Annotated in this window: 21 protein-coding genes; 9 read left to right on the plus strand and 12 right to left on the minus strand. The window is 60.5% G+C overall.

All coding sequences use genetic code 11. The features are described 5' to 3' along the window. Window positions 1-4: 4 nt before the first annotated feature. The 8 genes from L6R21_23335 (at window position 5) to L6R21_23370 (ending at window position 7,490) form a co-directional block, all read left to right on the plus strand. Window positions 5-910 carry a phosphoribosylaminoimidazolesuccinocarboxamide synthase gene (locus L6R21_23335; GenBank protein MCK6562146.1) on the plus strand — a complete coding sequence of 302 codons (906 nt, stop codon included), beginning with the start codon at window positions 5-7 and terminating at the stop codon, window positions 908-910. 126 nt (window positions 911-1,036) lie between these two features. Continuing rightward, on the plus strand, window positions 1,037-2,512 hold the full coding sequence (locus tag L6R21_23340; protein ID MCK6562147.1) for a B12-binding domain-containing radical SAM protein: 1,476 nt from the start codon (window positions 1,037-1,039) through the stop codon (window positions 2,510-2,512). A gap of 102 nt (window positions 2,513-2,614) precedes the next feature. Beyond that, on the plus strand, window positions 2,615-3,058 hold the full coding sequence (locus L6R21_23345; GenBank protein MCK6562148.1) for a RidA family protein: 444 nt from the start codon (window positions 2,615-2,617) through the stop codon (window positions 3,056-3,058). A 51-nt stretch (window positions 3,059-3,109) separates the two neighbouring features. Then, window positions 3,110-3,928 (plus strand): SAM-dependent chlorinase/fluorinase, encoded by an 819-nt coding sequence (locus L6R21_23350; GenBank protein ID MCK6562149.1) that lies wholly within the window; start codon window positions 3,110-3,112, stop codon window positions 3,926-3,928. A gap of 11 nt (window positions 3,929-3,939) precedes the next feature. Then, window positions 3,940-4,830, plus strand: a complete 891-nt coding sequence (locus L6R21_23355) for a site-2 protease family protein (protein ID MCK6562150.1) — start codon at window positions 3,940-3,942, stop codon at window positions 4,828-4,830. Beyond that, entirely contained in the window at window positions 4,827-5,792 is a 966-nt protein-coding gene (locus L6R21_23360; GenBank protein MCK6562151.1) for a carbohydrate kinase, read from the plus strand. Before L6R21_23355 ends, L6R21_23360 begins: the two co-directional genes overlap by 4 nt. After that, on the plus strand, window positions 5,789-6,484 hold the full coding sequence (locus L6R21_23365) for a photosystem II reaction center PsbP family protein (protein MCK6562152.1): 696 nt from the start codon (window positions 5,789-5,791) through the stop codon (window positions 6,482-6,484). Before L6R21_23360 ends, L6R21_23365 begins: the two co-directional genes overlap by 4 nt. Window positions 6,485-6,503: 19 nt before the next feature. Further along, on the plus strand, window positions 6,504-7,490 hold the full coding sequence (locus L6R21_23370) for a D-cysteine desulfhydrase family protein (GenBank protein MCK6562153.1): 987 nt from the start codon (window positions 6,504-6,506) through the stop codon (window positions 7,488-7,490). Window positions 7,491-7,579: 89 nt separating this feature from the next. Here L6R21_23370 and L6R21_23375 read toward each other — a convergent pair whose 3' ends face one another. The 3 genes from L6R21_23375 to L6R21_23385 form a co-directional block, all read right to left on the minus strand. Continuing rightward, complete coding sequence (locus tag L6R21_23375) at window positions 7,580-8,020, minus strand: CBS domain-containing protein (protein ID MCK6562154.1); 441 nt, start codon at window positions 8,018-8,020, stop codon at window positions 7,580-7,582. 516 nt (window positions 8,021-8,536) lie between these two features. Beyond that, complete coding sequence (locus L6R21_23380; GenBank protein ID MCK6562155.1) at window positions 8,537-10,813, minus strand: aconitate hydratase; 2,277 nt, start codon at window positions 10,811-10,813, stop codon at window positions 8,537-8,539. A gap of 140 nt (window positions 10,814-10,953) precedes the next feature. Then, window positions 10,954-11,271 (minus strand): MTH1187 family thiamine-binding protein, encoded by a 318-nt coding sequence (locus L6R21_23385; protein MCK6562156.1) that lies wholly within the window; start codon window positions 11,269-11,271, stop codon window positions 10,954-10,956. Between the two features lie 322 nt (window positions 11,272-11,593). Between L6R21_23385 and L6R21_23390 the strand changes: the two genes are divergently transcribed. Beyond that, on the plus strand, window positions 11,594-13,204 hold the full coding sequence (locus L6R21_23390; GenBank protein MCK6562157.1) for a phosphodiester glycosidase family protein: 1,611 nt from the start codon (window positions 11,594-11,596) through the stop codon (window positions 13,202-13,204). Between the two features lie 85 nt (window positions 13,205-13,289). On the opposite strand, the gene L6R21_23395 is transcribed toward L6R21_23390, so the two are convergent. The 9 genes from L6R21_23395 to L6R21_23435 all read right to left on the minus strand — a co-directional run bounded on the left by L6R21_23395 (window position 13,290) and on the right by L6R21_23435 (window position 22,201). Next, window positions 13,290-13,895, minus strand: coding sequence for a DUF4276 family protein (locus L6R21_23395; GenBank protein MCK6562158.1), 606 nt, complete (start codon window positions 13,893-13,895; stop codon window positions 13,290-13,292). A gap of 2 nt (window positions 13,896-13,897) precedes the next feature. After that, window positions 13,898-15,109: an AAA family ATPase gene (locus tag L6R21_23400; GenBank protein MCK6562159.1), complete on the minus strand. Its 1,212-nt coding sequence runs from the start codon at window positions 15,107-15,109 to the stop codon at window positions 13,898-13,900. 77 nt (window positions 15,110-15,186) lie between these two features. Beyond that, the gene (locus L6R21_23405) at window positions 15,187-16,857 is read right to left on the minus strand and encodes a D-aminoacylase (protein MCK6562160.1); all 1,671 of its coding nucleotides are present in this window, start codon (window positions 16,855-16,857) and stop codon (window positions 15,187-15,189) included. 295 nt (window positions 16,858-17,152) lie between these two features. After that, window positions 17,153-17,317, minus strand: a complete 165-nt coding sequence (locus L6R21_23410) for a hypothetical protein (GenBank protein MCK6562161.1) — start codon at window positions 17,315-17,317, stop codon at window positions 17,153-17,155. A 427-nt stretch (window positions 17,318-17,744) separates the two neighbouring features. Next, window positions 17,745-18,530 carry an E3 ubiquitin ligase family protein gene (locus tag L6R21_23415; GenBank protein ID MCK6562162.1) on the minus strand — a complete coding sequence of 262 codons (786 nt, stop codon included), beginning with the start codon at window positions 18,528-18,530 and terminating at the stop codon, window positions 17,745-17,747. Between the two features lie 38 nt (window positions 18,531-18,568). Then, window positions 18,569-20,236: an amidohydrolase gene (locus L6R21_23420; GenBank protein ID MCK6562163.1), complete on the minus strand. Its 1,668-nt coding sequence runs from the start codon at window positions 20,234-20,236 to the stop codon at window positions 18,569-18,571. Window positions 20,237-20,365: 129 nt separating this feature from the next. Then, complete coding sequence (locus L6R21_23425) at window positions 20,366-20,935, minus strand: hypothetical protein (protein MCK6562164.1); 570 nt, start codon at window positions 20,933-20,935, stop codon at window positions 20,366-20,368. Window positions 20,936-20,944: 9 nt separating this feature from the next. Then, window positions 20,945-21,568: a hypothetical protein gene (locus tag L6R21_23430; GenBank protein ID MCK6562165.1), complete on the minus strand. Its 624-nt coding sequence runs from the start codon at window positions 21,566-21,568 to the stop codon at window positions 20,945-20,947. A 45-nt stretch (window positions 21,569-21,613) separates the two neighbouring features. Then, window positions 21,614-22,201: a hypothetical protein gene (locus tag L6R21_23435; GenBank protein ID MCK6562166.1), complete on the minus strand. Its 588-nt coding sequence runs from the start codon at window positions 22,199-22,201 to the stop codon at window positions 21,614-21,616. Window positions 22,202-22,204 lie beyond the last annotated feature (3 nt).

Genomic DNA, 22,204 nt, shown 5'->3' on the forward strand with positions numbered 1-22,204 from the left:
TGCCATGTCGAACTCCGCTGCCCTCGTCCTGCAAACGGACTGCCCGGCGCTCAAGCTGCTCGGCCGCGGCAAAGTCCGCGACATTTATGACCTTGATGAACATCTGCTCATTGTGGCCACCGATCGCATTTCCGCCTTTGATGTGATTCTGCCGCAGGGCATTCCTCACAAAGGCCGCGTGCTCACGCAGATTTCCGCGTTCTGGTTTCGGCAGATGGCGGACCTCCTCCCGAATCATCTCATCTCAACCGAGAGCGCTGATTTTCCGGCAACCTGCCGCCAGTATCGCGAGCAACTGCAAGGCCGCAGCATGCTGGTGCACAAGACGCAGGCCCTGCCCATCGAATGCGTCGTGCGCGGCTATCTTGCCGGATCAGCGTGGACTGAGTATCAGCGCACCGGCATGATTTGCGGTCTGGCGCTGCCCGCCAATTTGGTGGAAGCGTCGGCGCTGGCAGAGCCGATCTTCACGCCCGCCACCAAGGCGGAAATGGGCCGCCATGATGAAAACATCCCCTTTGAAAGCGTGGCCAAAATTATGGGCCCGGAACAGGCGGAGCGCTTGCGCGATTTCAGCCTGGCGATCTATCGCCGCGCCTGCCGCCTTGCGGAAACCAAGGGCATCATCATCGCCGACACCAAAATGGAATTCGGCCTGCGCCACGGCAGCTTGATGCTGATCGACGAGTTGCTCACGCCTGATTCCTCCCGCTTCTGGCCGCGTGACGGCTACCAGCCCGGCGGCAGCCAGCCGAGTTTCGACAAGCAATTCGTGCGGGATTTTCTGATTGCCATCAAATGGAATCGCCAGCCACCAGCACCCAACCTGCCCGAAGAGGTCGTGCGCACCACCAGTGCAAAATATCTGGAAGCACTGGCGCGATTGACCGGCGAGAAATTCGAAAGCTGAAGCGCGCAACGCGAGCATGATACAACCACGCCCGTATTCACAATGCCATCGGCACGTTGCCCGTTTGCAAAACAGGCTGCCGGAATTCCTCCCTGACGATCGGCAATTCGCAGGGGGAGGTGCTTGATGAGCCGCGCGAGCCGGCGCCACATTTTGCTGGTGAATCCGTGGATCACCGACTTCGCGGCATATGATTTCTGGATGAAGCCGCTGGGTCTGCTTTATCTCGCCGCCAAGCTGCGGCAGCAGGGCGAATCCGTTCGCCTGGTGGATTGCATGGATCGCAGCCATCCGGCGCTGCTGCGCTGGCAGGGCCGGGCGCAACCGCAGCAGCAACGCTGGCACACCGGAAAATTCGTGCGCCAGCCCGTTGCCAAACCCGCGCTCTATGCCGGCGTGCCGCGCTTGTATGCGCGCTATGGCCTGCCGCCCGAACTCTTCGACCAGCTTTGCCGGTCCGGCCCGCAACCGGACCTGATCTTGCTCACCAGCGGCATGACGTATTGGTACCCCGGTTTGCAGCAAACAATTGCCGCCTTGCGCAGACTGTTCCCGCAAGCGCCGATTGTTCTGGGCGGCATTTATGCGACGCTCTGCCCTGAGCATGCGCAGCAAACCTCCGGCGCCGATTTGATTGTCACCGGCGAAGCAGAAAGCGTCATTGGCGATCTGCTGGAGAAAGTGGCGCTCGGCGCAGCCGGAGAACACCCGCGGATCGTCGCGGGCGAGCCAACCAGCCACCTCGATGAACTGCCCTGGCCGGCCTTCGATCTCTATCCGCGTCTCGACTACGCCACGCTTCTCACTTCGCGCGGCTGCCCGCTGCAATGCACGTTTTGCGCCTCGCGCATCGTGGCGGGGCAATATCGCTGGCGTGCCCTGGCAGCGGTGTTGGCGGAGTTGGACTGGCTGCAGCGCGGTTTGGGCGTGGCCGAGTTTGCCTTTTACGACGATGCCCTGCTCACCAACCGTGATCGCCATTTCCTGCCGCTCTGTGAGCAAATCATCGCGCGGAACATGGCGGCGACGTTTCACACGCCCAATGGCCTGCAGGTGAAGCACCTCGATGCCGCCACGGCGCGATTGCTGTGGCGCGCAGGCTTCAAGACCATCCGCCTGGCTTACGAAAGCGGCAGCACCGAGCGCCAGCGCGACATGAGCCTGAAGGTGAGCAATGAATCCTTTCAGCGGGCGGTCACACATTTGCAGGCCGCGGGATTCGGCCCCGCCGAGCTGGACGCCTATGTTCTGATGGCGCTGCCCGGCCAGGAGCTGGAAGAAGTGCTGGCCAGCATGGCGGTGGTGCACGGCAGCGGCGTGGGCATTCGCTTGGCCGCCTTCTCGCCGATTCCCGGTACGGTGGATTTTGCGCGCGCGGTGGCGCGCGGCGATTTGCCCGCGCATGCCGATCCTCTGCTCACCAACAATTCGATTCTGCCGGTCCGCGCGCAGGCAGCAAGCTACGCCATCTACGATCGCATTGCGCACCTGGCCAAACGGCTCAACGCGCATTTGCGCCAAACCGGCAGGCCGCTGGAATCAGCCGGCGATCTGCTCTCGCGCTTGCGCCGCGCCTTGCAGGAGGGCGAACGGGTACTGTGACCGCAGGCGGGGTTAACCATTTGAGAATCTCTGTAATCCATGCCATCTTTCACCTGCTTGCAAACGGAGGCCAGCATGAGATACGTGTTCGCAGGGTTGTGCATGATCTTACTGTCGGGATGCACGCTGTTGCAGCCTCTGCCGGAACCGGCCCGGCGCGAAGTCGTCACCGCGCCTGATGCGCCGGCTCCGATTGGGCCGTACAGCCAGGCCATCAAAATCGGCAACGCGCTTTATTGCAGTGGGCAAATCGGATTGTCGCCAACCACGGGTGATCTCATCATTGGCGACGTCAAAGATGAAACCAAGCAGGTGCTGGAAAACCTCGGCGCGGTGCTGCGCGCCGCCGGCATGAGTCACGGCGAGGTGGTGAAGACCACGATCTTTCTCACCAGCATGGACGACTACAAGCTGGTCAACGAAGTCTATGCAGAGTACTTCTCGGCCAGCAAGCCGGCGCGTGAAACCGTGCAGGTGGCGCGGCTGCCGCGCGACGCCCGCGTCGAAATCAGTTGCATCGCGGTCAAACTCGACCAGAGCCAATGAAATGGCGGTACCACGCAAATTGGTGACAACCACGATGAGTCAGCGCAGTTTGTGAATAGGGCACGCTCTGACGCACCAGCGCCCTCGGGCATCGTCACGCTGCTGACCGATTTCGGCACCGCGGACGGCTACGTGGCCGCGATGAAGGGCGTCATTCTCAGTCTCGTCCGGCAGGCGACGTTGATCGACTTGACGCACGAGGTGCCGCCGCAGCAGGTGGAAATCGGCGCTTTTGTTCTGTCCGCTCATTTTCACTACTTTCCGGCGGGAACCGTGCATCTCGCCGTGGTTGACCCGGGGGTGGGCACGGCGCGGCCGGCAGTCGCCTGTTTCCATCGCGATCACTACTTCGTGGCGCCGGACAACGGTTTGTTGGATTTTTGCAGCCGCGATCCGGCATGCGTGGCGGTGCGGCTGACCAACCGTGCATTCTGGCGCAGTGAGATTTCGAACACGTTTCATGGCCGCGATGTCTTTGCGCCGGTGGCGGCGCATCTCGCGGCCGGCGTTGCGCTGGAACAGCTCGGCGACCCGGTTCGCCTGGTGCCGCAACGCGACCAGCCTGCGGGTAGAATTGCACAAGACCGGTTGTTGGGCGAAGTCATCTATTGTGATCACTTCGGCAATCTGATCACCAATATCAGCCGGGCTGAGCTGGCGGCGTTCGCCGGCAACAGCGCGATCAGCATTCAATTGGGGAATAGAACATTTCGCTCTTTGCAGCGGTCTTATGCCGAGGTCGAAGCCGGCGCGCCGGTGGCGTTGATCAACAGCTTCGCTTTGCTGGAAATCGGCATCAACCAGGGGAATGCGATGAAACAGATACCGGCGGCAAGAGGAACGCCCGTCATCATTGTCAGAGGAGATTGAGAAAGCAAGTTATGCCTACCAACCAATTCCAGGGTCAGTATGCGGCGGAGCCGGCCAGGCCGCGAGCGGCTTGGCTTGCCGGTGTGTTGCGCAGAGACCGGCCGGGGTTGAACATCGTTCTCTTTGTGTTGACGTGCTGCTCCACTTTCTTCATTCATTACTGGCCGGAACGCAGCCTCGCCGACGGCTTGTGGTATAGTGCGGGCATCATGTCGATTCTGTTCTGCCATGAGATGGGGCACTATCTCATGTGTCTGCGCTACGGCATTCGCGCCACCCTGCCCTTCTTCATTCCCTTCCCCTCTTTTCCCTTCGGCACGCTGGGCGCCGTGATTCGTATGGATGCGCGCATGCCGAACCGCCGTGTGCTCTTCGACATTGGCGTGGCCGGCCCGCTCGCCGGTTTGCTGGTAACACTGCCGGCGATCTATTTCGGGCTGGCGATGTCCGAAGTGAAAAACGTCAGCGAATTGGAGAATGCGATCAAGTCCGTCGATCCCCTGATCTTCAAATGGCTGGTGGCCTGGGTGAAAGGCCCGTTGCAACCGGGCGAGGACGTCCTTTTGCATCCGCTGGCTTATGCCGGCTGGGCCGGATTGTTTGTCACCGCGCTCAACCTGCTGCCCATCGGGCAGCTCGACGGCGGCCACATTCTCTATGCGCTGCTGGGCGACCGCAGCCAGCAGATCTTCCCGGTGACCATGGCCCTGTTCGCGTTGATCTGCATCGTGATCTATCCGTTTTGGATCTTGATGATCATCTTGCTGCTGTGGTTTGGTTATCGCCATCCGCCCACGGAGTATGACGGCCAGCCGCTGGATCGCAAGCGGCAAGCCCTGGCGTGCATGACCTTTTTGATTTTTGCCTTCTCGTTTACGCCGGTTCCCTTTCAATTCCAATGAGCGACAGGCGCCCTCCCTCTCCGCCAAACCAAACGTTCCTCGTCGCCGGCATCGGCGAGGTGTTGTGGGATCTTTATCCCGGCCGGCGCAGCCTCGGCGGCACGCCGGCGAATTTCGCGATTCATGCCCGCCAGCTTGGCGATGAGAGCGTTCTGGTGTCATGCGTCGGCAATGATGTGCTGGGCCGCGAACTGATCGCGGCGCTGCGGCAGCGCGGCCTCAACAGCGATTTCATTCAAATCGATGCCCACAAGCCAACCGGAACGGTGGCGGTGACGCTCGACCAGCAGGGCCGTCCCTCTTTCCGCTGTTCACGCGATGTCGCTTTCGATGGTTTGCGCTTCACGCCGGCGCTTGCCGAATTGGCCGGAGCTTGCGATGCAGTTCTGTTCAGCTTACTGGGCCAGCGGTCGCCGGCCGCGGCTGAAGCAATTCTCAGCTTCGTGGGCGCTGCCCGCCATGCCGTCAAAGTCCTTGATCCCAACTCGCGCGCCGGCGCGGCGGAACTGCGCAACTTATTGCCGCCTTCGCTGCGACTCGCGGACATTCTCAAGCTGAATGAACAGGAGTTGGGCCGCATGCGCCAAGCGCTCGGCCAGCCCGGTGAATCTGCCGAGCGCTTCCTGCGCCGGTTGATGCAGGAATATGGCATTGCCTTGGTGGCGGTTACGCGGGGCGCGCGCGGCTGTGAACTTTTCAGCGGGGATGAGCAGCGCAGCTTTGCCGGCCTGCCCGTGCCGGCAGTGGATACCACCGGCGCCGGTGACGCTTTCGCCGCCGCCTTGATGCATCGTTATCTACGCGGCGCCAGCCTGTTCGAGCTGGGCAGCTACGCCAATCGCGTAGCCGCGGCCGCGTGCACCAAACCCGGCGCCAACCCGCTGCTGGCCGGTGAAGAGATTGCGTATCATCCAGCGGCAACGCAAAACGGCTCGCCCCGCCCGGAGATGAGGTCAACATGAACATTGATTCGTCGAAGCGCTACTCGCCGCGCTCAGCGCCGCCGGCGGGCCGCGGCCGACTGCTGTTGATGTCCGGCTTGTTGCTGCTCACCCTCGTGCTGATGGTGCAACTGCAGCACATGGGCGCTGAGCGCGCCACGCGGCCCGCCAGCCGGGAACCGGCGCGCCTTGCAGGATTGACCTATCACAATCCACAAATGGGATTTTCGATTCAAGCGCCGAGTACCGCGTGGAAGATTGCCGAGCTCGCGCTGCCCGACAGCCTGCCCGCGCCCGGCTTGGTTCACAACATTATTGCCAGCACCACCGCGGTGGTAGAGCTCACCCAACAGCACGAGGCCACAACCGTGGCGCGCTGCGAGGTCGGCGTGTTCAATCTCAAAGAAGGATACTCCGCAGAAGCCGTGGCGCAGGAAAGCTGGCGGGAATTTCTCGCTGCCTATCGCACAGCGAGCGACAGCGTGCGCCTCATCGCGCCGGTGAGCACCATCGCATCCGGAGTGATGCAGGGCGCCTTCTATGTCGCACGGCTGCCGCGGGCCGCGCTGAACTCGCCGCTGGACGTTTGGGTCGTGGCGTATCTGGTCAAGGATCGCGTCGCCTGCGCCCTGACCTGCCAAACCAGCGAGGCGGCCTATCCCCGCTATCGCGATGACTTCGAAAAGATCATTGCCAGTTTTCGTTGGCTGTAACCAATCATAGGAGGTTGAGGTGCAGACTCGTCTTCCTGAGCGAATCCGTCTGGCGCACCTGCCGACGCCGCTGGAAAAGCTGCCGCGCTTGAGTGAGGAGCTGGGCGGTCCGGAAATCCACATCAAACGCGATGATCTCACCGGCATGGTCGAGACCGGCAACAAGATCCGGAAATTGGAGTTCTTGCTCGCCGAGGCGCAACAGCAGGGCTGCCAGGTGCTGATAACCTGCGGCGGCGCGCAATCGAATCATGCCCGCGCCACCGCCGTGGCCGCCGCGCGCAGCGGCCTGAAGTGCCATCTCGTCTTGCGCAATTCCACCGGCAGCGAATTCGACGGCAATCTCCTGATCGACCGGTTGGTGGGCGCAGAGATCAAGTTCATCACGCCGCAGGAATACGAACAAGTCGATGACATCATGGGGAAGCTGGCGGAGCAATACGTTACGCAAGGCAGCAAGCCCTATGTCATTCCAGAGGGTGGCTCCAACGCGCTGGGCACGCTCGGGTATGTCGTCGCCATGCAGGAGCTGGCGGAGCAGGCCGCGGCGCAGAGCCTGCAGTTCGATCACCTCATCTGTCCGGTGGGTTCCGGCGGCACGCTGGCGGGCATGCTGCTCGGCGAGAGCCTGTGCGGCCTCACCGCACAGATTCACGGCGTCAACGTGTGCGATGATGCGCCCCACTTTCAAAACCGGGTGTCGAGCATTCTGCGCAGCGCGCGCCGCAAGTTCGGCTTCGAGCTGAACCTGCAAAGCCATGACATCAGCATCATCGACGGCTACGTGGGGAAGGGTTACGGCCTCAATCGCCAGGAGGAAATCGAATTGATGAAACACGTGGCGCAGCGCGAAGGCGTGATTCTCGATCCGGTCTACACCGGCAAGGCGATGTTTGGGTTGGTGGATCAGATTCGGCAGGGACGTTTCAAGCCGGACGAAAAAATCCTGTTCTGGCACACCGGCGGCATCTTCGCGCTGTTTCCAAAGAAGGCGCTGTTTTTCTGAGTGGGGCGTAACCGGATTCTCGATATTCACAAAATAAAAACCCCTGGCAATCCTTGCGAGCGCCAGGGGTTTCAGTTTGGTACAGGAATTCAAGCCGCCGCCGGCGGCACGTAATGCAAATAGGCATGCATCATTTGAATCTCAGCGGACTTCTGCTGGATGTCGATTGACATCAGGTCGCGCAGCGAAATGACGCCGACGACGCGATCGCCGTCAGCGACCACCAGGTGGCGAATGCCGTGCTTTTGCATGCGCGCCAAACAGGTTTCATAGCTTTCCTGCGGCGCGGCCGTGATGAGATTGCGGGTCATCACCTCTTTCACCGTCACCTGGCGCGGGTTCAGCTCCGGGCTGATCACGCGCGTCATCAAATCCCGCTCGGAAAAAATGCCCGCCACGCGATCGCCCTCCAGCACCGCCACCGCTCCGATGTTTTTCTCCACCATGTAGCGGACGACTTCGTAAACGCTTTGCCCGACCTGCACGGTGTACACCTCACGGCCTGCCACGAGATTGCCAACCGTGTCCATAAGCAATGTCTCCTCGATTTGAAAATGGATTGCCCGGATGTGTTGGAACCTCCTGCGAGGATCGCATGCAGAACTTTCACGTGCCCAGCAGACGCGCCATCATTGCCATTTGCATCACCAGCCTCTTCTTCGGAATCATCCTCGCGCGAGTTCTCCTATTGTGTCACTCTGGAAAAACCAGCGAGACCGCGAAGTTTTTTCCAGCTTGGTTCCTGGTTCGTTTACAGTCTGGCAGACTGCGCCACGAACTGACCGTGCAGATGTTGGTCTGTTGCCTCAATTCGCAGCAGCCGTCTCTCGCAATGTCAAGCGAGGTGGATAGACTTCTCGAGGTGACAGTGTACCTGCCTCCGAACGGAATCGCAGCCGTGCAATGGAAGTTTTTCTGCAGCGGCCTGGCCGCGGCCTCAATAACGTCGGCGATTCCACCTTGCTCGATGCTTTGGCAACCTCGACTCAGCCGATGTTGCAGCATCTTCGGACGGACAATATCCCGGGCGTCGGCACGGCTGCCGGTCACGCCGCGGCTTTGCCGATCAGATTCAATGCGCCGCCGGCACGGAACCAACCAATGGCCGTCTCATTGTAGGAGTGCTGCAGCTCACATTCCTGCCGGGTGCCGTCTGCATGATGAATGATCAGCTTGAGCGGTTTGCCGGGCGCGAATGCCTTCAGTCCCACGATCGCGAGGCGGTCGTCTTCGCGAATCAAATCATAATCCGCCGGGTTGCTGAAGGTGAGCGCCAGGAGGCCCTGCTTCTTGAGATTGGTTTCATGAATGCGCGCGAAGCTGCGCGTGATCACCGCGCGGCCGCCGAGCCAGCGTGGTTCCATGGCGGCATGCTCGCGCGACGAGCCTTCGCCGTAATTCTCATCGCCGATGGCGACCCAGCCGGCAATCTTCCCTTTGGCCATCATTTCCTTGTATTCACGCGCAATCTCGGCAAAGGTTTTCACCTCGCCGCTGAAAACATTGCGGCCCCTGCCCGGCTCGCCGGAAAACGCGTTGATCGCGCCGCTGAAGAGATTGTTCGAAATATTGTCGAGATGGCCGCGATACTTCAGCCATTTGCCGGCGGGCGAGATGTGATCGGTGGTGCATTTGCCTTTTGCCTTCACCAGCACCGGCATCTCCAGCAGATCCGTGCCTTCCCATGCCGGAAAGGGCGCGAGCGCCTGCAAGCGGTCACTGTTGGGCGCAATGATCACTTGCACCTGCGCGCCATCAGCCGCGGGCGCAACGTAGCCGGAGTCCCCCGGATCAAAGCCCTTGGCGGGCAGCTCCACGCCGGTGGGCGGTTCGAGTTTTACTTCTTCGCCCCGCTCATTCACCAGCGCCTCGGTGAGCGGATTGAAGCTAAGCCGGCCGGCCAAGGCATAGGCGGTCACAATCTCCGGGCTGGCGACGAACGCCAGCGTGTTGGGATTGTCGTCATTGCGCTTGGCGAAATTGCGGTTGTAGGAGTTGATGATGGTGTTACGTTCGCCGGGCGTGATGTCATCACGGCTCCACATGCCGATGCAGGGGCCGCAGGCGTTGGCCAGCACCTTGCCACCGATCGCCGTGAGCAACTGCAACTGCCCGTCGCGCGCAATGGTGGCGCGAATCTGCTCGGAGCCGGGCGTGATGGTGAACTTGGATTTGACCTTGAGGCCCTTGTCCAGGGCTTGGCGAGCCACGCTGGCGGCGCGCTCGATGTCTTCATACGAAGAATTCGTGCAACTGCCGATCAACGCCACTTTGATCTCATCCGGGTAGCCGTTTTCCTTGACGGCCGCAGCCATCTGCGAAACCGGCCGCGCCAAATCCGGCGTGAGCGGGCCGTTCACATGCGGCTCGAGCGTGGCAAGATCGATCTCGATGACGCGATCGTAGTACTTCTCCGGCGCCTGCAGCACTTCGGGATCAGGCATGAGGTGTTCGGCGACGCGCAGCGCCGCTTCCGCCACTTCGGCGCGACTGGTGGCGCGCAAGTACGTGGCCATGCGATCATCGCAGGGAAATAGCGAAGTGGTGGCGCCGATCTCCGCGCCCATGTTGGTGATGGTCGCCTTGCCGGTGGCGCTGATGGCGCGGGCGCCTTCGCCGAAATATTCGATGATGTGATTGGTGCCGCCTTTCACGGTGAGAATGCCGGCCACGCGCAGGATGACATCCTTGGCGGCCGTCCAACCGTTCATTTTGCCTTTGAGATGCACGCCGATGATGCCGGGCCATTTCAATTCCCACGGAATGCCGGCCATCACGTCCACGGCATCCGCGCCGCCCACGCCAATGGCGATCATGCCCAGGCCGCCGGCGTTGGGTGTGTGCGAATCCGTGCCGATCATCATGCCGCCGGGAAAGGCGTAATTCTCCAGCACGACTTGGTGAATGATGCCGGCGCCCGGCTTCCAAAAGCCGATACCATACTTGTTGGAAACGCTCGCCAGAAAATCATACACCTCGCGGTTCTCGTCCTGTGCCCGTGCCAAATCCGCGCGCGCGCCCAGCCGGGCTTGAATGAGATGGTCGCAATGCACGGTGCTGGGCACTACGGTCTTGGGCAAACCGGCGCTCATGAATTGCAGCAGCGCCATTTGCGCAGTGGCGTCCTGCATGGCGACGCGATCAGGGGAGAGATTGACGTAGGATTTTTTGCGGACGGGCGCTTCCGTGGGCAGTTCGGCAAAATGGCCGCACAGAATCTTTTCGGTCAAGGTCAGAGGCCGGCCAAACAACTTGCGGCCGGCTTCCACTTTTGCCGGCAGTGCCGTGTACACGCGCTGAATCATGTCGAAGTCGAAAATCATCGTGCAACTCCTGTCTGAATCGATAGGGTGTCATCGCCGGGCATGGTGAAGGCATTTGGCGGAGAGGGTGGCTTGCAGCCGCGGCAGCTTCGGCGTCGCGGGCGCACGGCAACTGCGGACGTGCCGCCCGAAGAATCGGCTCAGGTCAATCCGCCGGTTTGCAGCGACTTGCCCAGCACGTATTCCACCTCCAATACATTGCCTTTCAACCGGCCGGTCAGGTCTTTGCGATCATCAATGGTGATTTCCGTGACAACCCGTTGGGCCGACTTCTTGATCTCTTCATGGCACTTCTGGATGACAAACAGAATCTCATCCCACTCACCCTCGAGCAGCGTGCCCATGGCCGTCAATTGATAATCCAATTCACTCTTCTCGACAATGGCCAGGGTCTTGGCAATCAACTCTTTAGTCTCTTCCCCGCTGCCCAGGGGAACGATGCGAAACTCGGCTAGCATGAGGTTCCTTTCCAAGGTATCGGATGGTCGGAGGCGCATTCGCGCGAACAGAAACGGCGTGAGAGGTCACGCCGTGAGGTTTTGGGTGCGGCTGCAAACCTGCCGTAATCTATGAAAATCTGCCTCTCTGTCAAGCCCAATTTCTGCCGGCTTGTGACTTTGGAATTGACTTTCCGCTGCTGCTTGCCTATTTTCCGGTGCGTTCCGATGAGGACAAGTATCACTGATGAGGACGATCACCGACATGCTTTCCATCAGACCTGCTCACTGGCTTTTCCTCCTCCTTCCCCCCTCCCTGCTGGCACAACCTCCAGAAGGCCTGATGTCCTCGCGCGAGGTGGGCCCCGGCGTGAAACATTACCGCATCTATCGTGAGGCCGGGCCCTGGGCCATCGCAGTGGTGGACTTCAATTATCGCCATCCCGCGCTCCGGCTCGAAACCGTTCGCGCGGCAGACCAAGGCTTGGAATTGACCAGCCGCATGGCGAGCCGCGAAGACCGCAGCGGCAGCCGCGTGGTGGCGGCCCTCAACGGTGACTTCTTCACCGCGCAAGGTCGCCCTCTCAATTTGCAGATTCGCAACGGCGAGATCGTGCACGGCGCGTATCCGCGCTCGGTGTTGGCGGTCAGCCGGGCGCAGGAGCCGGTGATCACGGTGACGGAGCTCAGTGGGCAGGTGGTGACGCGGCGCAACGGCAGCCATCGCCTGGCCGGTGTCAATCGCGAACGCCGCGCAAATGAATTGATCATGTATAACCGGTTCTTCGGAAACCGGACCAACACCAATCGGCACGGCCAGGAGTTGACCTTGCGCCTGCTCGTGACATTCGCGCTCAATGACACAGTGCCGGCCGTGGTGGCTTCGTTGCCCACGCCGCAGGGCAACAGCATAATCAGCGACAGCCTGTATGTTCTCTCGGCGCACGGCACGGCAGCGGCATGGATGGCGCGCGCGCTGGCCGCCGGCGACACGGTGAGGCTCATCTGGCAGGCTTCGAATCTGCCTTTTCCACCGGCTGCCGCGATCGGCGGCACTCCGCGGTTGATCCGCGATGGCGCTATCTCGATCGAAAACGAGAGGGAATTCAACCGCGAGGGGTTTGCCAGCGAACGTCATCCCCGCACGGCGGTGGGCTTCGATGAAGCAAACCAGCGCATGTATTTTGTCGTGGTGGATGGCCGGCAACCGGGCTACAGCATCGGGATGACGCTGCCGGAATTGGCGGCCTTTCTCCGCGAGCTGGGCTGCACCCAGGCCATCAATCTCGATGGTGGCGGTTCGAGCACGCTGGTGGTGCGCGGTGAAGTGGTCAACCGTCCCAGTGATCTCGCCGGTGAGCGGCCGGTGGCCAATGCGCTGCTGCTGCTTTGTTCTGCGGTTGGCAGCTCACCAGCTTATCTGAGAATATCGCCGCCGCGCGTCGAAGCGTTGACCAGCGATTCCGTGCGCTTCAAAATCTCACTGACGGACAGCTTCTTCAATCCGATTGCAATTGCGCCGAATGAAATCATCTGGCGCGTGCCGGCCGCGCTGGAAAAAAGCAATGCGCCGGGGCAATTTTGGGCGGGAACAAAAGTGGACTCCGGCTTTGTGGTGGTGAAGAATGGCGTGATCAGCGACTCAGCGTGGGTCGTGGTGCATCAGCCGGCAGGGCTTGAGCTTGAGCTTGATCCAACCCAGGCCAGCTTGAAGCCGGGGCAGGCGCGACTGCTCCTGGCCCACATCAGAACCACCAGCGGCAGGCGCCTGCCGCTGGCGGGCCAGCGGCTGCGTTGGGAACTGCAACCTGAAGGCAGCACGATTTCAGCCGGCGGCATGATGGTCGCCGCGGCTCCGGGCTCTTATCGCGTGACCGCGACTTACCGGAGTGCGGCGGTGACGCTTACAGCGGCCGCAGAAGTTGTCGTGGAAGCGGACGGCAAACAGCCGTGAGAGGGTGATGGAGTGAGGAACATAGAGTGCTGCGCAAATTGCCGTTTTTGCTGCTTCACCCAATCCCTTGCGAATCCCTCAGGTGTCAAACAAAGTCCAAGCGCTGAAGTTGCTCGAGCAAAGCCTGCACGTCCCGCACCAACTTGTCGAAGGAAGGGCATCTTCGCCGAGCCATTTGCATATCAAAGATTGCGGCGAGGGCGGGTTGGTCGTCCACTTCGACATAGGTTCGGCCGACCGTCATGAGTTGCACCAAGCGGCCCTTGGCGTCGCGCGGCGCCTCGGGGTCTTCGACAGGCTCAGCATCGTCGGCAATGCCGCGTTTGCCGCGCAACGATTCGATGCTGCCAAGAAACCAGCTTTCAAGCTCTCTTTTCGCCAAAACAACTTTGCACGGCAGTTCTGCCAATGTTTGGCCGGCAAGCGTCACCAACTGTGGCCCCAACTTGCAGGGAGCATCATCATCGGCGTCGAGCACAACCAGGATCGCGTCGCATCCTTCTGTACGAAAGCGCGCATAGCGTAGAGCGCGTTCGAGCTCGCCGGGACGCAAAATCTTGAGGCGTCCAATTCGAACGGGATGCGCGATGGTGACATCGAGGCGGCGCAGTTCCGCCAGGAGCCTGCGTAACAGCACTGGGACGGATTCCACTTCAGAATGCCCCTCGACAATGGGGACAATCGTGGGCACGTTCAGATTCCCTCCAATTCAGCGAACAGATCGACCTGTTGGGCGCGTTGTTTGGCAAGGTCACGATCCACCCGCACTTCTCCACTGCGCAGCAATTCTCCGACAGAGTACAGCTTTTGCCGGATCGCCTCTTTTGCACCGAAGGGCAGAGGAGTAATTTGTGCGATTCCCTCCGCTGCCTCCGCGACAAGAACCTGGTCTTCTGTGATCTTCTTGTTGTCCAAGACCTCGGGACTGTGCGTCGTTATGACGACTTGGGAACGATTTGTGCCATCCAGGAGAATATCCGTCAGAATTTCGGCAGCACCGGGATGAATCGTGGACTCCGGTTCTTCAATGGCAAGAAGGGCCGCTGCTTGCGGCTGATAAACGGCGAGCAGAATTCCCAAGGCCCGCAGCGTTCCATCTGACATGTTCAAGGCTTCAAAATCCCACTTCCTGTTTTCTGTCGCTTGCTGGGCGAATCGCAGCGTCTCTTTCTGGCCGAGCGGTTGTGGCTCAACTTTCACAACGCCGGGTACAACCCTGCTCAGGAGATGACAGATGCGTTCATAGTTCTGGCCGTTCTTGCCGCCGCTCTCCATGATCCGCCGCAAGACGGCGGCAGCGTTTCTTCCATCAGGCAGCAGATTCGTCCCTTCGCCCTGATCGGGATCCTGCAATTCCCGAATGCTTTCGGGGCGCAAATTATAACGGCGAATACTGCTCAGAAAATCGAATACCGGCCGGAATTCTTCTGTGGCTGAGAGGATGGTCAACGCCAGGCGGTCCGGTTCGAGGCGCGGTCGAATATCAGGCACCTGCTTGGTAAACACGCCATTCTTTGCTTCGAATTCGTGGCGCTGTCCGAACACAGGCACGACGACGCAGCGCTCGGTTGCCACCTCGAACGCGCCTCCAGTGCGAAATGTGACCTCAAAAGCATAGTCTGCCCAACCGTCATCGCCAAGAACGATGATGAAGCGCAAGCCGAGGTTGCCCGGCCGCCGTTCGGACTTGCGCCGCACGGCTGCAGCTCCGCCGCGGTTTCTGAAAGCCAAATGAATGGAGTAGTTGAGGCAGTCGGCCACAAACGACAGCGCGTCAACAAAGTTGCTTTTGCCAGCGCCATTCGGCCCAACCAAAACAGTCAACCCGGGTTGAAGATCGACGACGGTTGCCGCAATGTTCTTGTAATTGCGGATCTGGATTCGTTTCAAATATGGCCGCACCATGATCACCACCTGTTGAATTGAGTCTTTCCGTCTTGCGCTATATAGAAAAACTCAACACCAAAAACAACGCCCTTGCTTCACCTTCCCTGCGCGCCCCGCCCGCGCACCACACGCCCCGGTCGCGCGCCGGTGTGCTCGCCATCACGCAACACCTGCGTGCCGTTGACGAAAACATGCACCACGCCGGTGGCGTATTGCTGCGGCTGAGCGTAGGTGGCATGATCTTGAATGACTGCCGGATCGAATATCACCACGTCGGCAAAATTGCCGCGCGCCAGCAGGCCCCGGCGCGGCAATCCGAGATTGGCCGCCGGCAGCGCGGTCAACCGCCGGATCGCCTCCGGCAAAGTGATCACGCCCTCCTGCCGCACATACTTCCCCAGCAACCGCGCGAAGCTGCCGTACGCGCGTGGATGCACACTCGATTTCAGGAAATTCCCCTCCGGCGCCTGCGAGGCGGCATCCGAGCAAAAGCTCATCCACGGCAGCCGCATCTGCTTCTTGAGATTCTCCTCGGACATGAGAAAATAGACCGCCTCGACGCGGCTGCCATCTTGGATAACAAGGTCCATGGCGGTTTCCGCCGGCGCTTTGCCGCGTCGCTGCGCTACTTCTGCCAGCGATTGCCCAGTGAGATATTTCAACGAATCCGCCTTGAATCCCACCAGCAGAACATTCTCCGGGCCGGCATGCAGCATGAGATTTTCCCATTCATCGCTGGGCGTGGTCATCTCTGCCAACACGCGACGGCGCAGCGCAGGATCTCGCAAGCGTTGCGCCCAGGCGTGGTAGCCGCCCTCCTGCACCCACGGCGGCATCGCGGCATCCAGGCCGGTGGCGCCGGCGGTGTAGTTGTACATGTCCGCTGTAATGCGCAAACCCTGGGCGCGGGCAGCTTCAATCTTGGCGATTACTTCATCGAGCTTGTGCCAGTTGCTCTGGCCGGCGGCTTTCAAATGATAAATCTCCGCAGGCAAACCGGCGCTGCGTGCGATGTGCAGCAACTCCTCCACCGCCTCGAGCAAGCGGTTGCCTTCGCTGCGCAAGTGCGAGATGTAGAGACCGTCATATTCCGATGCGACTTTGCACAACTCGATCAACTCCTCGGTCTGCGCGTAGAATGCGGGCGCGTAGATCAACGAAGAGGACACGCCCAATGCGCCCTCCGCCATCGCCTGCCGCACGAGCGCCTTCATGCGCTCGAGCTCAGCCGCGGTAGGCGGCCGGTTCTCATAGCCGAGTTCGTGGATGCGTACCGTGGTGGCGCCCACGAAAGAGGCCACATTCGTGGAAATGCCGCGTTGCTCGAGGTAGTTCAAGTATTCGCCGAGTGTAGTCCAGCTTACCTCATAGCGAATGTCGCCCTGTTGTTCGAGTACCTCCTGCTTCATCTTCTCGTTGAGCGGACCTTCCGACCATCCTTCGCCGAAAATCTCCAGCGTCACGCCCTGGCGGAGGTCGCTCTGCGAGCGGCCGTCTTCGAGCAGGCTGACCGTGGCCCAACTCAACATGTTGATGAAGCCGGGCGCCACCGCCAGGCCGCGGGCGTCGATTTCCCGCGCGGCGGCCGCGTTCTCGATCCGGCCGAGTACGGCAATGGTATCGGCATTGATGGCCACGTCACCGGCATACGGCTCTGCGCCGCTGCCATCGTAAATCATGCCGTTGCGGATGACGACATCATACTTGGTCGGCGGCGAGAACGCCATGAGCAGCAGCAGGCAACAAAGCAGGCAACGCAGGATCATGGCCTTCCTCCTCGATTGTTTCGGTGCCGTTTGGCAATGAATTCTTGTAAACCCACTCCGGGCCACAGCAGCAAAGATCCCCGACACCCAGCGCGCGGGGGAACTGGAAGCTGACCAACCAGAGAGAGTGTTCCAATCATAGCCGTCCACGTTGGTGCGGTCACTTCTTGTTGAGCCTTTTGGCCGTGGGTTGTTGGTGAGGTGGATTTGAGGTGCGACTTCCGGGCGAAAGTCACGCGCCCTCGACAAGGGAAAAGCGAGCTGGTGAGGTGATGGTTCGAGCGTGGTTCTGGTCCTATTTGAACTGCCTTTCTTTGGCATGAAAGGAAAAATTGTCTGCGAGGAAATAGTGAGGGCGCTTCCACTGCAAGAAGCGTTTGACCATGGCAGTCATGCCGACGCGGCGCCAGCCGTAGATCACATTGTAGAAAGTCAAAACCGGCTCCTTGCCCATGAACATGACGCAGGCTTCCAGCCGGCAAACGAAGGCATGCTGGAAATGTGTGCTAAAACCTCTTTGCGGTCATGATCGCTTCTCCGGAGAATTACGATACTTCGCCAACTCTGCCACGCCATAGAGCTTGAGCTTGCCGCATGATGTTGCGGCGCGGGGCGATGGTTCTGGAGTTTTCTCCCCGAGCAAGCAACCGCAAAACCTCCAACGCGCGGCCCTCGAGTATTGCGACCAGCACAGCAAACGGCCCCACAATAACCGAAGGACTGGGCCACGGATGAACACGGATTCTCACGGATTTCGTGTTTGGGCTTCATCCGTGAGAATCCGTGTCGATCCGTGGCTGAAGCTCCTCACTCCCCTAAAGTATCATGCTTTCGAGTGTATTCATGCTGCGCACCCACGGCCGGAGATGCAAAGCGAAGCTCGCGCCTCAGCCCAGACTGTAAATGACGGCCGCCAACCCCAGCAGGCCGCACAACCACGCCGCCACCCGCGCCAGTATAATGCCGCGCTGGCCGCTTGCCAACAGCTCTTCTTCGGACTTGATGCTGATCACAAACCGGCCGCCCGCGGAGGGTTTCTGCAGCCACAGTTCGCCGTCGCGCAAAACGGCCTCGGCCAGCACGTACACGGCCGCGCCCACCGGCAGGGCGCGCTCTTGAAAACGATATTCACGCGGCTGCCGTTCTTCCAAGCTCGTGAGCCACGGCGCCTCCAGAGAAAACGCCCCACGCGAGATGACCGAATCCGGCAGGCCTGCGTCTGAGTCAACTTCAGAAACGGTTTGCTCGGCGATGATTTCGGCGCCTTCGGGATCGACCAGCACGCGGCCGGTATGATCGTCCACCTCAAACGGAATACGCTCCTGTTGCTGCGCCAACACTTCAGAATCAATGCGGGTGTGGCTCACCTTCTGCCTTTCATCATCCGCGTAGAACACTTCTTCGAATTCCCATTCCACCAGTTGGTCATAAAAGACGCAGGGTGTTTCCGAGAGCAGCGCCAACAGCGGCCGGTCACACACCACCGTGCCCTTCACCTCGACGAGCTTGCGGCCGGCCAGCCCGGCCTCAGCCCAGGATTGCAGCTCGGCAATGGCGGACGTCTCGGTGCGGCGGATCAAACCGAACTTGCGTTTCAACCACGCAACGCGCAGCGCGAAGATACCGGCCACGCCAAGGAGAGCTATTCCCAGAATGAGCGTCATGGCATTCATTTGAGCATTCGCATTCGCAATCGCAGCCGTGGCCGCGCTCACTGCTTCACAAAACTCTCGCGGCCGCCCACGACCGTGCGCAAGACTTCCACTTCGGGAATGCGCACCGGATCGAGGGCCAGCAGGTCTTCGGAGAGCACGACAAAATCCGCCAGGCGCTTGGCCGCCAGAATACCCGCGGCATTCTCTTGAAAGCCGGCATAGGCATTTCCAGCGGTGTAGCAGCGCAGCGCCTCTTCCACTGAAATTTCTTCCTCGGGCACCCAGCCGTCGGGATGCGCGCCGTCGAGCGTGCGGCGCGTCACCGCGGCATAGATGCCCCACAACGGCGAAATCGGCGCGACCGTCCAGTCCGATCCAAAGGTAAGCGGCGCATTCGAATCGAGTAGAGAACGAAACGCATAAGTCGTTTTGATGCGCTCCGGGCCGATACGTTTTTCCGCCCAGCGGCCGTCATCAATCGCGTGATAGGGTTGCATCGAGGGGATGACGCCCAACTCGGCAAAGCGGGGAATCGCGGCGCGCGTCAAATGTTGCGCATGCTCGATGCGAAAGCGCCGGTCGCGGCTGCCGTTTTGCGCCAGGGCTTGCGCATAGACATCGAGCAGCCAATCATTCGCCTGATCGCCGATGGCATGCACGGCCACCTGTAGGCCGGCGGAATCAGCCGCGAGAATCCAGCGCCGCAGCGCCGTCGTGTCGGTGGTCAACAATCCGGAAGTTGCGGGCGCGTCGTTATAGGGTTGGTAGAACCAGGCCGTGGTCGAGCCTAACGAACCATCGACAAAACCCTTGAGTCCCCCCCAACGCAACCAGGCCTCACCGCGGCCATTCGCTTGCACAAACTCCGCCAGGCGCGGCCAGGTGGCGAGCGGCACGAAGGAGTAGATGCGCAGCGAGAGCGCGCCGTTGGCGTGTGCGCGACGGTAGGTTTCGAGATCCGTCCAGCCGTAACTGCCCATGTCATGCACTTGCGTGACACCCAGCGCAGCCGCATGCGCCATGGCGCGCGCCAGTGCTTCATCATGCTCTGCGGCCGTGGGCGCGGGAATGACGCGGTACACCGGTGACATGGCCTCGTCTTTGAGAATGCCGGTTGGCTCGCCGGTCTTGGCCTCGCGCACGATCGTGCCGCCCTCCGGATCAGGCGTGTGACGATCGATGCCGGCCAGGGCCAGGGCCTTGGAATTGGCGAGCGCCATGTGGCCGTCGAGACGATTGACGAACACAGGATGATCCGGCGTAAACTTGTCGATCCAGTCACGCCGCGGCAACTCACCGCCCCAGGTTTCGTGATCCCAATCGCCGCCGGTGATCCAGCGGCCGGCGGGCAGCTTCTGCGCAAACGCGGCCAGGCGCTGCGCGAATTCCTCCGGGGACTGGGCGCCGCGCAAATCCACGCTGGCAAGCTGAAAACCGCCGCTCATGAAATGAGTGTGATTGTCAACGAAACCGGGCACCACGAATTTGCCAGCGAGATCGACAACACGGGTGGTCGCGCCGCGCCACGCCGTGATTTCCTCGGCAGAACCCACCGCCAGAATCTCTCCGTTGCCGATCGCCATCGCCTGTGCGCGCGGCGCATTCGGCACGCCGGTCCAGATGGAAGCGTTGGTATAGATGACTTCGGCTTTTTTTTGCGGAGATTGGCAGGCCAGCATGCAACAACTCCCAAAGACAAAAAACCACCAGAAACGCGTTTTCATCTGTCCTCCAGGTCTGCGACCGTTCCCCCGGCGCTGTCCGGCATTACCCGCCAGCAGCACGCTGGAAACAAGCTGCGCAGAACACCGCACGTTCAGAAATTCCGACAATGCTTTGCCTGCCGCGCCGCCTCATTCCGTTATTTGTTTCAAAGCGCCGCCACTGCTGATCAGAAAATTGCCCACGCTCTTGAAACCATTGCCGGCGTCGTTGAGCGCCGCGGCAGCGCTGTGCAGGTTGGCTGCCGTGGCCTGCAGGTGCGTGCTCACCGCGCGCAGCTTTTCAGCGCTGTCGGTAAGAGCATCGTTCACCGGTCCGAACAGGCTCGCTTGCGCCAGGGTAATCCCGTTCACGACTTCTACCGAGCCGATACCGACGGGAATGGAAGTGGTGGTAAAGGACACGGTGGGGACCTTCACTTTGCCGATCTCGCTGCCGGCATCTTCGAGAAAATCGGCGGTGTCATCCACTTTTTGCTTGCCGGCTGCGAGGGCTTCCGCGGCCTGCTCGACCACCTGGCGAGCATTCACCGGCGCGCCGTCCCCGCCCTTGATGAAGTTGCCGGCGCTGATCGCGCCCTGCCCGGCCTGCTGCATGCTTTCTCCCGCCGCCGCCAGCGCGGGCGGCAACAACTCGAGCAGGCGGGCCAACTGGTGGCGATTCTTCCAAATCAAACACAGGGCTTTGAAGAAAGCGATCATCACTCGCTCCTATTGATCCAGGCAATCGATCACAGTCTTCAGATACAGCATCATCATCCCCTTCATCTCGTCACGCACGATGCCGTCAGGCTGGTCGTCAAGTTCATCGTCTTCATCGTCTTCGTCTTCATCTTCTTCAATCTCATCCATATCGTCGTCATGTTCGTGCTCATGTTCCTCTTCGAGCTCATCTTCTTGCTCGAGTTCGAACTCTTCATCGAAGTCTTCTTCATCACCTTCCATGAGCGTCTCGACGGCATAGCGCAACACTTCCCGCTGGTTGTAAGAATCCATCAGCGCCTGCACCGTGCCGAGGAATTCTTCTTCGGAATCGCCTTCGAGGTATTCGAGCATGCTGAGATTGCGCCGGTCGACTTCCTCCAGCATGGCTTCCGTGACCGAAGCCGGACGCTTGTCGCCTTGCTGCATCATTTGCCAAATGACCACACCCATGTAAAGCAGCAGCTCGCGTTCGGCATGGTTGAGCAGATCTTCGCCGGTGGCCATCAAGTAGGCAAGAATGAGCGGCTGTTGCCGGCTCATTTGCTCAATCAGCTTTTGTGCCTGGCTGGGAGGAATGGTCGCCATTTTCTGCCAGGTGGCTTCGACTATTTCCGCGGAAATGGGTTGCATATGATTTCAATTCCTCAGGGTTGTCTCGTTCCCAAGAACGAGGGTTTAGAGTTTGCAGACTAGATAGCCGGCGCCCGCGCCCAGACCGAAATACACCACCTTTCCCAGGAAGCGCGGGAAAAATGCCGAAGGCGGCTTGGGGACTTCGACGGTTCGGGTAACCGGGGGAATGTAGACGCTGACATCCTTGAACGCGCCCGAGGGATGGAGCGGCCAGTCAAATTGGGCATAACGCGCCGACACGCGCACCAGCGAAGTATCGCCGGCCGGATATGCGAACGTATGCTTGAGATGGGCGCTGAATTCCTGCCCGGGCGCTTCCGGCACGCACGGGCAATCCACCGCGACTTGGACAGTGTCGATACGAGATTCACCCGGCACGCGCACGGGCACGCGCACATACACGCGATTGCTCGCTTTCAGCGAGTCAATGAAGGCTTGATACTCTCCCGCGTCGGCAAAGACGCGCGTGAGGCCCGCCAGCCGTGTCTCGAACTTCGCGGTGGCAAGCGAGTCTACATACGATTCCGCCGGCGGCAGGGTGACAGTGACTTTGTCGCGCGGCCACAGCCAAATCGCCAGCGCCGCCCCGATAATCGCAGCGCCGAGATACGACAGTATCGTTTTCAGCATGGC

The organism is bacterium (assembly GCA_023150945.1).
GTDB lineage: Bacteria > Zhuqueibacterota > Zhuqueibacteria > Zhuqueibacterales > Zhuqueibacteraceae > Coneutiohabitans.